The organism is Chryseobacterium proteolyticum (assembly GCF_046591535.1).
GTDB lineage: Bacteria > Bacteroidota > Bacteroidia > Flavobacteriales > Weeksellaceae > Chryseobacterium > Chryseobacterium proteolyticum.
The window spans coordinates 396111-408185 of sequence record NZ_JBJLWK010000003.1 but is presented as its reverse complement, the minus strand read 5'-3'; the positions used below and the strand labels follow the sequence as shown (position 1 = coordinate 408185).

Here is a 12075-nt window from a genome sequence, read left to right as displayed (position 1 = left end):
TACTTAATTTTTTATACAATATGGAAAATCATATTTAATCATTTCATACGGTGTCAGCACTGTTCCGTCTACCGTAATTTTTTCTGCGACCAAACCAAATTTCATTGCATAGTTCTGGCCAACATAAAATCCTTTTTCTTTCGCTGTAAATGTCACAATTGTTTTTTTCACCGCTCCATCCATTGGAATATTGAGCTCTAAAGTCTTAGGAGTAAAAGTTAATTCCACTGCATTATAACTTGCATTTACCACAGCTGTATAATTAAGGTTATATTTTATTTTTCCTATTGCCGTAAGAGCAGCTTCAGTTTTTGCAGGGTCTTTTACTACGGCTTTCACAATTTCTTTTACGGGAAGGTCTGCGAACTTTATGGTGTCTTTCTTCACAGCAAAACTTACTACCGCCTCAGCTTTATTGTTTCCCTGACTTGTTATTAGCCTTCCTTTATAATTTCCAATAACATCTTGTAATTTTACTGGTGGAATATCTGGTCCGTCATTGTTACATGAAATTAAGCTAAGTCCCATAAAACCAATCAACACAGCCATAAAAGCTTTAAGTACTATAAATTTCTTCATTTTTTAAATTTGTTGCATTAAACACTATTTTATTTATTTTGAGTACTCACTTATATAAACCCTCTTTTCTTAAAATCTTGCACAACTTTTAAAATAAAAATGAAAACGCAAAAGTAAGCAACTGATTATCAGTTAAAAAAAAATCACAATATCAATACTTTAATAATAAACCAGTAAATTCAGGCTTCGAAATAATTACCCCTTTGCATATCTAAAATATCCTGCAATGCTTTTTAAAAAACCAATAAAATCCATACATTAGATTATCATAAAAAAATAATATGAAAGCCATTATAATCAATGAATTTGGAACGGCCGACCAACTTAAAATCGCAGAGATAGAAAAGCCGGTAATTACTTCTGATCAGGTTTTAATAAAAGTAAAAGCAATAGGAATTAACCCTGTAGAAACAAAAATCAGAGCAGGCTCACATATTTCATCGAAAACGCTTAAGTTTCCTGCCATTTTAGGAAAAGATTTCAGTGGGATTGTTGAGGAAGTGGGAAAGAATGTTCAGAACGTTGAGGTCGGAGATGCTGTTTTTGGATTAGCTACTCAAACTTATGCCGAATATATTGCCGTCAGTCCGGAAGTATTCGTAAAAAAGCCTGAAAATATCACTTTTGAAGAAGCAGCAGCTGCTCCTTTAGCTGGTCTCACCGCTTATCAGGCTATTCATGATCATTTAAAAGTTCAGTCTGGCGAACACATTCTGGTTCAGTCCGCAGCGGGAGGAGTTGGTCATTTTGCCGTTCAATTGGCTAAAATAGCCGGTGCTTCAGTGAGTGGTACAGCCTCCGGTAAAAATATTAAGTTCATTAAAGAGCTTGGTGTGGATCAGCCTATTGACTATAAAAATCAAAGATTTGAGGAAATCTTATCCGATCTTGATGCTGCCCTTGATACTATGGGTGGAGAAGTATTGTACGGATCAATCAATTGTGTAAAGCCCGGAGGAAAAGTCGTTTGTTTACCTTCCTATACTAAAGATGATCCTAAAGCAATTGAACTGGCACAAAAACGCAATATCAATCTGATGTGGACCATGCTTACTTTTAAAAGGGAAAGCCTGATAAAACTATCAGAACTGATCGAAAAAGGATTATTAAAGATTTTTGTTGGAGAAATCTTGCCAATGAACGAAATAGCAGAGGCGCACAGAGAAATTGAGACCCATCGTACAAAAGGAAAGATTGTAGTTAGAATATAGTTTTTATTATTTTAATATATTTGTTAAAAACATCATCTGAATGAACCTTGAACAGGTTAGTTTACATCTTGAGGCATATAAGGAACATGATCAGATATTAGATGCGGCCAATTATCTGATCCGCACTTTTAACCTGGAGCATGAGAACTTTGCCGGCTTTGGATTCCGGGAGGAACTCTCCCCTAATTCCATGTTATTGACTGCTGAAGGACAATTGGGTCACCCTCAAAAGGTAATGATCCCCAGAAACATATTCGATTTTGATTTGAGTCTTGTTCTGAATATGCTGGCTCATGAAATGCTTCATGTAAGGCAGAAAGCTCCTGGTCAATTTATTGAAGATAAAAATGAAAGGGAATTTCAGGCATATTCGGAAATGCTTTTTCATCAGATTTTTCCACAAATTCCTGAAGTTTCGGATTTTCATAAAAAGTTTTTTGGAAATAAAGCTTTGGAATACTACAGAAGAATGGGAGAAAATTCTCAATTACAGCAAAAATATGCAGGGCAGAAATTAGAAGTTGAACAATTAATAAACCAAATATCATGATAATAAAACCAGATATCTCCTGGGCAGATTTTGAGAAAATAGATATCCGATGCGGAACTATTATTTCCGTTAATGATTTTGAAAAGGCAAGGAATCCTTCCTACCAGTTGGAAATTGATTTTGGCCCGCTCGGTATTAAAAAATCTTCAGCTCAGATCACAGCATTATATCAAAAAGAAGACCTAATTGGAAAACAAATTTTAGCTGTTGTGAACTTTCCGAAAAAACAAATTGCCAACTTTTTTAGTGAATGCCTTGTTTTAGGATTGTATGGTGAGAACAAAAGTGATGTTACTCTTTTAGCACCTTCGCTACCTGTAAAAAATGGAATGCAGGTGGGATAAAATATAAAATACTTATGATACAACACATTCCTTTAGAAAAGATCTTATTCCTTGATATTGAAACAATTCCGAATGCAGGATCATGGGACGACTTATCCGAAACAGACCAGAAGCTTTGGGATAAAAAAACCAGATTTCAACGGAAAGATGATATTTCTGCCGAAGAATTTTATTCTGAAAGAGCAGGAATAATGGCAGAATTTGGGAAAATCATCTGCATTACCATAGGAATGGTAGAAAAGAATGACACTTTAAAGATAAAAAGCTTTGCTCATCATGATGAAAAAAAGCTCCTTACAGAGTTCGGAGAAATATTCAACAGTCCAAGGCTACGGGATGTAATTTTATGTGCACACAATGGAAAAGAGTTTGATTTTCCCTGGATTGCACGCCGTTTTCTGATCAATGGAATGCAACCTCCGGTTCCTTTTCAGATGTTCGGAAAAAAACCTTGGGAAATTCCTCATATCGATACGATGGACCTTTGGAAGTTCGGAGATTATAAAACGTTTATTTCCCTTGAATTGCTAGCGCATGTTTTTGGAATTCCAACGCCCAAAGATGATATAGATGGCTCAATGGTTTCATCAATCTACTACATAGAGAAAGACTTGCAAAGAATAGTTGACTATTGTGAAAAAGATGTCTTAACTTTGGCAAATGTTTTTCGCCGCATGCGGCAGGAAGATTTGTTGAAAAGAAATATCAATCAAGATTAAAAAATGAAATTTACAGACGATCAAATTGCTGATATAGGAGAAGAAATTATAAGAGTACTTAAGTCCGTATACGATCCTGAAATCCCTGTGGATATTTATGAATTGGGACTTGTGTATGATGTACAGATTTCTGAGGATGGCGATGTTAAGATCATCATGACTCTTACAACTCCAAACTGCCCGGTTGCAGAAACATTACCGCAAGAGGTAAAGGATAAGGTTCAAAGTGTAGAAGGAGTAAACAGTGTTGATTTAGAACTTACTTTTGAGCCAAGCTGGAATAAAGATATGATGAGTGAGGAAGCCAAATTCGAACTAGGAATGCTCTAAAAATCAGAATAGAAAATAAAAAAACCGCAGGAATAATTCCTGCGGTTTTATTTTTCAGTCTCTGTTGCTATTTTTTTTCCTTCTCTTCTGCTCCATTCGCTCCACGAACCTACATAAAGATCAGGGATTGGTAAGCCGGCATAGTCCAAAGCTAATATAGTATGACATGCCGTTACTCCTGAACCACAGTGAATGATCAGGTTTTGAGATTTGTCCTTTAATAATTTTGAATATTTTTCTTTTAAGACTTCTGGTTTAAGGAAATTCCCGTTTTCATCAAGATTTTCTGAAAAAGGAATATTAATCGCTCCGGGAATATGCCCCGCTATCAAATCAATCGATTCAGACTCTCCTTTATAACGGTAAGCATCCCGTACATCAATTACTGTCGAAGAGTTGTTTATTAATTCATTTTCAACATCTTCCAGGCTTGATGTTGGCAGAAGCCATCTTTGATTTTGCATAGGTGCAGTTTTTTCATAAACCTCCTCTCCTGATGCACATTCCACACCTTCTCTTTCAGCCGCCTGAAACCCACCATCTAAAACCTGAACCTCTTTAAGTCCAAAAGAACGTAACATCCACCATGCTCTTGCAGCCGCATTGGTACCATTTTTATCATCGTAGATAACCACATGGCTATCTTCAGAAATCCCCAGGGCTGCCAATGTTCTACCAAATTCTTCAATCCCGGGTAAAGGATGCCTTCCTCCAAAAGCTGCATCTTCTCCGATTTCAGCAAGATCTGTATCTAGATTGATGAATCGCGCTCCCTTAATATGCTTTTCCAAATAACTCTGGTATATATCTTTACCTACTCGTGCATCAAGGATGATTAGATTTTGAGTTTCTAAATTTCTTAATTGTGAAGCTGAAATAATCGGGGACATACAATTCTTTTGTTAATTAGGTTCTGGCTAAAGCCGAATGATATAATAATTCAAATACGGGCTAAGACCCGCCTACTGATTGATTTTATATTTTAAAAATGAAAAATATCTTTTGCTTTATTATATGAGCTCTCGAAGTTTAAAAGATTAAGATTATGGTCTATCTTCTCTACACTCATAAAGTTAATTACCTGCTCGGTAGGCATATTACCTACCAGATCATCTTCCGCCATAGGACATCCTCCAATTCCTTTAATAGCACTATCAAACCTTCTGCACCCCTGGTCATAAGCCGCCTTTAATTTGGAATAAGAATCTTCATATCGGTTATGAAAATGTCCTCCAAAATTAATTTCAGGATGTTTTGCGGGTATTTTTTCGAATAAAAGGGCAATTTTTTCGGGAGTTGCAACGCCTGTTGTATCGGACAACAAAATATTTTCAATTCCGATCTCCGAAAATCTTTGAGCCCAAAACTCTACATCTTCCAACTTCCACATTTCTCCGTATGGATTTCCGAAAGCCATGGAAAAGTAAATATTCAGTTCCTTATTCTCTGATTTTACAAGCTCCTGCATTTTAATGATCTCATTAAAAGCTTCTTCCTGATTTTTGTTAGTATTCCTGTGTTGAAAAGTTTCAGATATTGAAAAAGGAAACCCCAGAATATCTACAGCCTGATGCTTTAGTGCTTTTTCAGCTCCTCTGTAATTTCCTATAATGGCAGAAATCTTCGTATTTGATAAAGATTTGTCTATATTTTCAGCAACCTCATCAGAGTCAGCCATTTGCGGGATAGCTTTTGGAGAGACAAAACTTAGGCTATCCAACACATCAAATCCCACTTCCATCAGAGAGTTGATGTAATCAATTTTTTTATTTGTGGGAATAAATTCCCCCCAGCCTTGCATGGCATCCCTAGGACATTCGGTAAGAAACATTTTCACTTTAGATTTTCTCAAATATAATAAAACTTAACAAGTTTATCTACGATCAATACAAAGCTAACATAATTTTGATTTTCAATTATTTATATATGATTCAAAATTTCAATAACTGATATTCAGCCGCAAATAATGTATTCTGAGCATCAAATTTGCTAACTTTGTTAAAATTTATACCGGATAATGAGTACTATAGAATTCAACCAATTATGGAGAGAGAAGTTATTGAATCGTTTTCTTAACTATGTAAAAATATATTCAACAAGTGATGCAGAGAGTGAAGCAACTCCTTCTACTCCGCAGCAATGGGACATCGCTAATTATATTGTTGAGGAATTAAAAACAATCGGTCTGGAGAATGTTTCTATTGATGACAATGGTTATATTATGGGTTATGTTCCATCTAATCTTGAGAATAATGACCAACCTACCATTGGATTTATTTCACATTATGATACTTCACCCGACTTCAGTGGTGAAAATGTAAATCCTCAGGTTTGGGATAACTATGATGGTGGAGACCTCCTTCTTAATAAGGCAACCGGATTCACTCTTTCCTCTTCAAAATTTGAAAGTTTAAAAAAAATATATTGGGCAAACTTTGATCACAACAGATGGGAATACCCTTCTCGGAGCTGATGACAAAGCCGGATGTGCAGAAATTGTTACGGCTGCTGAATATCTTATCGCTCACCCTGAGATCAAACACGGAAGAATTGCGATTGGTTTTACACCTGATGAAGAGATCGGAAGAGGTGCTCATAAGTTTGATGTAGCAAAATTCGGAGCAGAATGGGCTTATACAATGGACGGAGGTGAAGTTGGGGAGTTAGAATATGAAAATTTTAACGCTGCCGGAGCTGTTGTAAAAATCCATGGATTAAGCGTACACCCTGGTTATGCATATGGAAAAATGATCAATGCGAGTCTTTTAGCTGCTGAGTTTGCACAATCTCTTCCAGCGAACGAAACACCATCTACAACTAAAGGATTTGACGGGTTTTATCACCTGATGGATATTACTGCTGATATTTCTGAAGCCAAGCTTCAATATATAATCCGTGATCATGATGATGAAAAATTTGAAGCACGAAAAAAATTCATTGAGCAAAAAGTTGCAGCATTTAATGAAAAACACGGTGAAGGGACTGCAGAAATTGAGATTAAGGAACAGTATCGTAACATGAAACAGCAGTTCGAAGGAAAAATGCATATCATTGATCTTGCAGCCAAAGCAATGAGGGAAGCTGATATTGAGCCTAAGATAAAAGCGATCAGAGGAGGTACAGATGGGGCACAATTATCTTATATGGGACTTCCTTGTCCAAATATCTTCGCTGGTGGAATCAATTTTCATGGCCGTTATGAATATGTTGCATTAGAAAGCATGGAAAAAGCTACTGAAGTTATAATCAATATTGTAAAGAAGTAATAAAGCATTTGATTTAAATATTAAATAATAAGCCTCTGTTGGAACGGAGGCTTTTTCTTTTTCACACAATCATCTCATTAACAAATTATTATATGCATAACGGTTTTTTTATTTTCTACTTCTCTTCATAGTGATTAAATAAAATTAATCTGTAACTTGGAAGAACTAAAAATCTTTCGCTTATGAAAAACAACTTTAACAATTTCAGAACTTATAGAAGATTTTTTAACCTTATAATTCTTTCTATATTCACAGCAGTAATTCTAACTTCCTGTTCACAGGACAATTTGAACGAGGACCCGGTAGCACCTCAAACAGAATCCGGTAGCTTCAAAACTCTGGGAAATCTTACTTTACAGAAAAATGTCATTATTCTTGATGATGAATCCGTATCAGCAATTTCCAAACTGAATAATCAGAATATTACCTTTAATAAAGCAACCGATCAAACTGATGACATTCAGGCCGGGAGTGTTTTGGTTGGAACAAAAATAGAAGGAGATCAGGTAAAGACGATCCTTTCTAAAGTACAATCTGTAACTAAAACAAATAATCAGTATTTTGTGCAGACATCAAGCGCTAAACTTGAAGAATTTATATATAGTGGAACGTTGAGTGGAATTTACGACCCCTCAGGCAAAGCTCCCCTCAGTGTTAATGGGAGGATGGTAAATTATGTTCCGGTTGAAGGCTTTATTTCCCAGGAATTAAACAATAAAATCATCAATATAGAAGCTAAAAGTCTAAGTGATCAGAAACTGGTTACTTTTAATCGTTTCAACTTTAACAGGACTTTTCCTATTAATCAACAAGTTGGTCCGGTAGGATTAGCTTCAAGCGTAAATGTAAAAGGCGGTGTAACTCCTAAAATTGATTACAATATTACATTTTCATGGGGACATCTGACCAACTTTTCTGTAAACTTTATCATGGATGATATTGTTTTACAGTCCACTGCGGATATTCAAGCATCAGTAGGTTACACGGTAAGTACTACAGATTTTGTAAGCATTCCAATTGTACCTATCGTATTAGGTCCGACCGGGCTTGTACTGAGTCCTACAATATCTGCAGGTCCTTTTCTTGGAATCGGGGCGACCGGCAAAGCAAAAGTAAACCTTCTTGATGTAGGAGGGACAGCCAATTTCCTGGTTTCAAAAAACCCGGCTCTAAACATCAGCTTGGAAAAAAGATCTGATTTCAGCATCACTTCTCTGGAAGGCACGTTATCTGCGGAAATAGGTCTGGAAGCAAAAGGCGCTGTTGGCTTACAATTTCTAACAGTACCTATTGCCAATTCAGGACTAAGGGGCAGAGCCTCAACTATTGCTGCCTTAGGTGTACAGCTTATACCACAAAGGAAGGGTATTATTGACCTAAAGGCAAAAATCCAGGCAGACATGTTTTATGGATTTGGAGTCTTCCCACTAAGATATGAAGGAACCATTCCCCTTTTCCAAAGAGAATATCCTCTATATCACAAAGAGATCGAATTTTAATATATTATCACTTAAATAAAAGAGAAGCCACGACAATTGTTGTGGTTTCTTGCTTTTGGAGCATAACAACATCATTTAGCCTGTAAGTATTTTATTTATAAATAATTATATTTTAAAGTGAAGGTGTTTTTTTTTAATATATTTATTACTACAAAAAATCAAATTACATTATGAAAAAACTATTTAGAAAAAATTTGCTAACAATTCTGGGTAGCGGAGGAAATGGCTGCCACAGCAGCGGAGACTCCGCATATTGTTGGACAGATTGTGAATGCACTTATGGTAAGGCATGTGAAATGCAGGACGATGGTAACCCGGGAACCTGTGTAAGTATCGGCAGCCCCGGTAGTGGTGGAAATCCCGGAAGCGGCTGTCCCCAAGGGATGATTTGTGAAGAAGAACCATTTTAATAATATCAATCGGAAAATTACTTTTCCGATTTTTTTTGCCTACTTATCAAATAAAATCATTGAGGGGAAACTAATTTACATAAAGTCCTTTATCAAAACACGAGTGCTCTTCTTCTTAGAAAACTCATCCTGCACTCACTAGCGACAGCTGGTTTGCGCCTGGTTAGTCCTATTTATTACCATAAATCTTTATTCCTTTAAGTAGAAACAAGCATATAATTCAATTATTCGTAATGGAACTAAAACCGAAATAAGTTTCAACTAAAAAAGACTCCCACAACCCATAATAGTTACTTTCACAAAACCAACTAAAAAAACATGATATAAATCATGTTTTTGATAAAAATTAGATGTTTTATAAACAATAAAAGCTTTTGCAGTTTATTTTTTTGATTAATTACACCGAAACAATAAATACAAAACGCTTTATATCAATAAAATAGATAATTTTTTACAGTCATTTAGCTTAAATATATTTTATATTTTCGCGCTGAAAAAAAATTTTTATAAAAAAAAGGAGATAGATTTATTAGTTCCCACGATTGCACCAAATTGCTTATTCTTTTTAGCATCGTTAATTAGCACTAAAATAAATTAAGTAGCTCATTTTTAATGCAAAATATGTATTTGCGGTAAAAATCCGACATAAAAAAAAATCCTTCTCCTGTGATTTAATAATATAAAAGAAAAAGAAGGAGACAATTCATCTTAATAATATTATATAACCAATTAAAAACACAAGCAATGACTAAATTAAAAAACCTACTATTGTTGGTGACAACAATCTTTTTATCCAGCATAACTTATGCTCAGGTCGGGGTAAATACCACCTCCCCACAAGGAATTCTGCATTTACAAAACATACCAAACAAACAAATGGGTTTGGTAATGCCCCGCGTGGACTCTACCGATGTTGCAGTAAGCAACAGCAATACAACTCCAGTAGAAGCTACTGTTGTTTATGATAATAACAAACGATGCCTTAGGTTGAAAACAACAGATGATTCCCAAGGGTGGAGTTCTTGTCTTATAGATGAAACAGAAGTAGAAAACTTAATCCAAACAGAAATAACCTATAATGGTAATAAGCCAGCCAGAGCTAATAAGGTAGCTGCTGCTGACCTCTATGCAGCAACATACATAGACCCTTATAAAAACAATTATGTTTATGGTATGGGACTTCAATCTTCCAATCAGCTAGGAGCTTTAACAGCTGGATCAAAATACCCGTCTCTTATTTTAGGCCGCTCTTGTAAGGAGCTTACTATGGGGCGATATAATGGAATGGCTATTACTACAAGTGGCGAGCTCTGGGTATGGGGACAAAATAGCTATGGAAAGAACGGAACCGGAAATACCACTACTGTAGCTTCCCCACGACAAGTTGCGCTTCCCGGAGGTGTTAAAGCTAAAAAAGCAAGAACCGGACAATACAATTCTCTTGTTTTAGGGGAGGATAATCAACTCTATGTAACAGGATATAATGGGTATGGTGTTTTGGGTGACGGAACAACAACCGGCCAAGCCGATACCTTTACAAAAATTAATTTCTTTAACGGGATGGAAGTTATAGATATGGATGTATTTATCTATGGAGCTATCGCAGTTACCAGTGATGGAAATGTTTACACATGGGGACTTAATAGTACAACGTACAGAAGAATAGGGCTTCCAACTAATGTAGGAACCGCTACTACCCCTACTCTTCTTAATTCCCAATTTACATTGAATTCAGGAGAAAAAGTAGTGAAAGTACAAGTTGATGATTACTCCAATTATGGAGGTGGATTTATCACTGATCAGGGAAGGTTCTTTGCTTTTGGTTATATGTTATATTTTGGAGGAGGAAGCGTATATTCGGGACCTACAAATTTAACTCCTAACCTTCAATCCGGAGAACGTTTTACAGAGTTCTCAATGAATAATGGTGTCGCTTTTATCACCAACCAGAATAATATCTATGGTGTTGGACTCAATACCAACGGTCGTTTTGGGACTGGAAATACAAATACCTTAAACACCGTTACAAGCATTACCCCAGCTCACCTTAATGGTTTTGAATATAGCGGAGTTAGTCTGGGATACAACAATATGTATCTTCCTGCTTCCAATAAAAGAAATGTACTATACGGAGCAGGACAAGGCGCTTACAGACAATTAGGAAGACTGAACGAGTCTGGATCAAATATTTTGGTTCCTGTGTATGAAGATAAGTAAGTTGATTACGATACTCATTTAACTGATATTAGTTATTAAAAGGCTGCCTTAAACTAAGGCAGTCTTTTTTATACACAAAGAATAGCTTTTGTTATTGCCTGGCATCTTTAGATAATGGCACAATCAGGATACTTTATCAATGATTACATGAAATACCTATTAACGAAGATGAGCTCAACTCGATACAAAAGCTTCCTTTTATCAAAACACCCATGCTCTTCATCAAATAAAATTTCATTTTCACGCTCACTGCTGTTGTTTTGCACCAGATTTAATACTATTTATTATTATGAAACAACGTTTTTTAGCAGTAAGCTCTTTATTGCTTTGTATTACCTGCTCAGTAGAAGCCAACGCACAACAAACAACAATCGTTCATATTGGAGTTAAAGCCGGTACAAATTTCACTAAAACATCTTCTGCCTCTTCTGACCTGAGCGGAAAATATGGAATGGGATATCAGGCGGGACTTATGGCAAGAGTAGACTTTAACCGGATATACCTTCAGGGAGAAGCTATATTCAACAAAAGAAAAACATCATATGACTTAAAAGATGGAAGTTCTTCGCAATTGAAATGGAATTCAATCGATATCCCTGTTGTAGCAGGTTATAAGATCGTAAGTTCCAAAGATTTTAATGTCCGAGCTTTTGCCGGAGGAGTTTACAGTTATGGATTTAATGATAATATTTCTACCTCAAAAGCACTGCGCGAAGGTTTAAAAAAAATTCTATAAATCCAATATTGGTATTACCGGTGGAATTGGTGTGGATTATAAAAACTTCACCGTTGATCTGAGGTACGAAACAGGACTCACCAGCATCAGCAAAGAATTTAAATCCAAACCTCACAGCTTCTCGCTTGGAATCGGATACTTCCTGTTCTAAAAACTTAAATTATCTTTACCATTAGAAACTGCATTTCCTGCAGTTTCTAATTTTTTACCCTAT

General features: G+C 35.9%; 13 protein-coding genes and 1 pseudogene. 11 read left to right on the top strand and 3 right to left on the bottom strand.

The annotated features are described in order from the left end of the window. Positions 1-3 precede the first annotated feature (3 nt). Positions 4-579 carry a DUF4840 domain-containing protein gene (locus ACJ5H0_RS12865; RefSeq protein ID WP_411249840.1) on the bottom strand — a complete coding sequence of 192 codons (576 nt, stop codon included), beginning with the start codon at positions 577-579 and terminating at the stop codon, positions 4-6. A gap of 281 nt (positions 580-860) precedes the next feature. Here ACJ5H0_RS12865 and ACJ5H0_RS12860 point away from each other — a divergent pair, with 281 nt between their 5' ends. Genes ACJ5H0_RS12860 through ACJ5H0_RS12840 form a run of 5 tightly spaced genes read left to right on the top strand, consistent with a single transcriptional unit; the run spans position 861 to position 3733 of the window. Next, positions 861-1790, top strand: coding sequence for an NADP-dependent oxidoreductase (locus ACJ5H0_RS12860; RefSeq protein ID WP_411249839.1), 930 nt, complete (start codon positions 861-863; stop codon positions 1788-1790). 40 nt (positions 1791-1830) lie between these two features. Then, positions 1831-2340: a hypothetical protein gene (locus tag ACJ5H0_RS12855; RefSeq protein ID WP_411249838.1), complete on the top strand. Its 510-nt coding sequence runs from the start codon at positions 1831-1833 to the stop codon at positions 2338-2340. Beyond that, positions 2337-2684 carry a tRNA-binding protein gene (locus ACJ5H0_RS12850; RefSeq protein WP_273650321.1) on the top strand — a complete coding sequence of 116 codons (348 nt, stop codon included), beginning with the start codon at positions 2337-2339 and terminating at the stop codon, positions 2682-2684. Before ACJ5H0_RS12855 ends, ACJ5H0_RS12850 begins: the two co-directional genes overlap by 4 nt. A gap of 14 nt (positions 2685-2698) precedes the next feature. Continuing rightward, positions 2699-3403, top strand: a complete 705-nt coding sequence (locus tag ACJ5H0_RS12845; protein ID WP_411249837.1) for a 3'-5' exonuclease — start codon at positions 2699-2701, stop codon at positions 3401-3403. A 3-nt stretch (positions 3404-3406) separates the two neighbouring features. Further along, the gene (locus ACJ5H0_RS12840; protein WP_089028448.1) at positions 3407-3733 is read left to right on the top strand and encodes an SUF system Fe-S cluster assembly protein; all 327 of its coding nucleotides are present in this window, start codon (positions 3407-3409) and stop codon (positions 3731-3733) included. A gap of 47 nt (positions 3734-3780) precedes the next feature. On the opposite strand, the gene ACJ5H0_RS12835 is transcribed toward ACJ5H0_RS12840, so the two are convergent. Further along, complete coding sequence (locus tag ACJ5H0_RS12835; protein ID WP_411249836.1) at positions 3781-4623, bottom strand: sulfurtransferase; 843 nt, start codon at positions 4621-4623, stop codon at positions 3781-3783. A gap of 92 nt (positions 4624-4715) precedes the next feature. Continuing rightward, a complete protein-coding gene (locus ACJ5H0_RS12830) occupies positions 4716-5564 on the bottom strand; it encodes a hydroxymethylglutaryl-CoA lyase (protein ID WP_411249835.1) in 849 nt (282 codons plus the stop codon). A gap of 186 nt (positions 5565-5750) precedes the next feature. On the opposite strand from ACJ5H0_RS12830, the pseudogene pepT reads away from it, so the two are divergent. The 6 genes and pseudogenes from pepT (at position 5751) to ACJ5H0_RS12800 (ending at position 12012) form a co-directional block, all read left to right on the top strand. Continuing rightward, positions 5751-6999: pseudogene (pepT, locus tag ACJ5H0_RS12825) on the top strand (peptidase T). Positions 7000-7181: 182 nt separating this feature from the next. Beyond that, positions 7182-8498, top strand: a complete 1317-nt coding sequence (locus ACJ5H0_RS12820) for a hypothetical protein (protein WP_411249834.1) — start codon at positions 7182-7184, stop codon at positions 8496-8498. A gap of 170 nt (positions 8499-8668) precedes the next feature. Next, positions 8669-8908 (top strand): hypothetical protein, encoded by a 240-nt coding sequence (locus tag ACJ5H0_RS12815; protein ID WP_411249833.1) that lies wholly within the window; start codon positions 8669-8671, stop codon positions 8906-8908. 744 nt (positions 8909-9652) lie between these two features. Continuing rightward, the gene (locus tag ACJ5H0_RS12810; protein ID WP_411249832.1) at positions 9653-11125 is read left to right on the top strand and encodes an RCC1 domain-containing protein; all 1473 of its coding nucleotides are present in this window, start codon (positions 9653-9655) and stop codon (positions 11123-11125) included. 289 nt (positions 11126-11414) lie between these two features. After that, positions 11415-11861 carry a porin family protein gene (locus tag ACJ5H0_RS12805; RefSeq protein WP_411249831.1) on the top strand — a complete coding sequence of 149 codons (447 nt, stop codon included), beginning with the start codon at positions 11415-11417 and terminating at the stop codon, positions 11859-11861. 31 nt (positions 11862-11892) lie between these two features. Further along, complete coding sequence (locus tag ACJ5H0_RS12800) at positions 11893-12012, top strand: hypothetical protein (RefSeq protein ID WP_411249830.1); 120 nt, start codon at positions 11893-11895, stop codon at positions 12010-12012. Positions 12013-12075: the final 63 nt, after the last annotated feature.

Coding starts and splice junctions, on each gene's coding strand:
- ACJ5H0_RS12865 (WP_411249840.1), bottom strand. CDS start 579: ATGAAGAAATTTATAGTACTTAAAGCTTTTATGGCTGTGTTGATTGGT.
- ACJ5H0_RS12860 (WP_411249839.1), top strand. CDS start 861: ATGAAAGCCATTATAATCAATGAATTTGGAACGGCCGACCAACTTAAA.
- ACJ5H0_RS12855 (WP_411249838.1), top strand. CDS start 1,831: ATGAACCTTGAACAGGTTAGTTTACATCTTGAGGCATATAAGGAACAT.
- ACJ5H0_RS12850 (WP_273650321.1), top strand. CDS start 2,337: ATGATAATAAAACCAGATATCTCCTGGGCAGATTTTGAGAAAATAGAT.
- ACJ5H0_RS12845 (WP_411249837.1), top strand. CDS start 2,699: ATGATACAACACATTCCTTTAGAAAAGATCTTATTCCTTGATATTGAA.
- ACJ5H0_RS12840 (WP_089028448.1), top strand. CDS start 3,407: ATGAAATTTACAGACGATCAAATTGCTGATATAGGAGAAGAAATTATA.
- ACJ5H0_RS12835 (WP_411249836.1), bottom strand. CDS start 4,623: ATGTCCCCGATTATTTCAGCTTCACAATTAAGAAATTTAGAAACTCAA.
- ACJ5H0_RS12830 (WP_411249835.1), bottom strand. CDS start 5,564: ATGTTTCTTACCGAATGTCCTAGGGATGCCATGCAAGGCTGGGGGGAA.
- ACJ5H0_RS12820 (WP_411249834.1), top strand. CDS start 7,182: ATGAAAAACAACTTTAACAATTTCAGAACTTATAGAAGATTTTTTAAC.
- ACJ5H0_RS12815 (WP_411249833.1), top strand. CDS start 8,669: ATGAAAAAACTATTTAGAAAAAATTTGCTAACAATTCTGGGTAGCGGA.
- ACJ5H0_RS12810 (WP_411249832.1), top strand. CDS start 9,653: ATGACTAAATTAAAAAACCTACTATTGTTGGTGACAACAATCTTTTTA.
- ACJ5H0_RS12805 (WP_411249831.1), top strand. CDS start 11,415: ATGAAACAACGTTTTTTAGCAGTAAGCTCTTTATTGCTTTGTATTACC.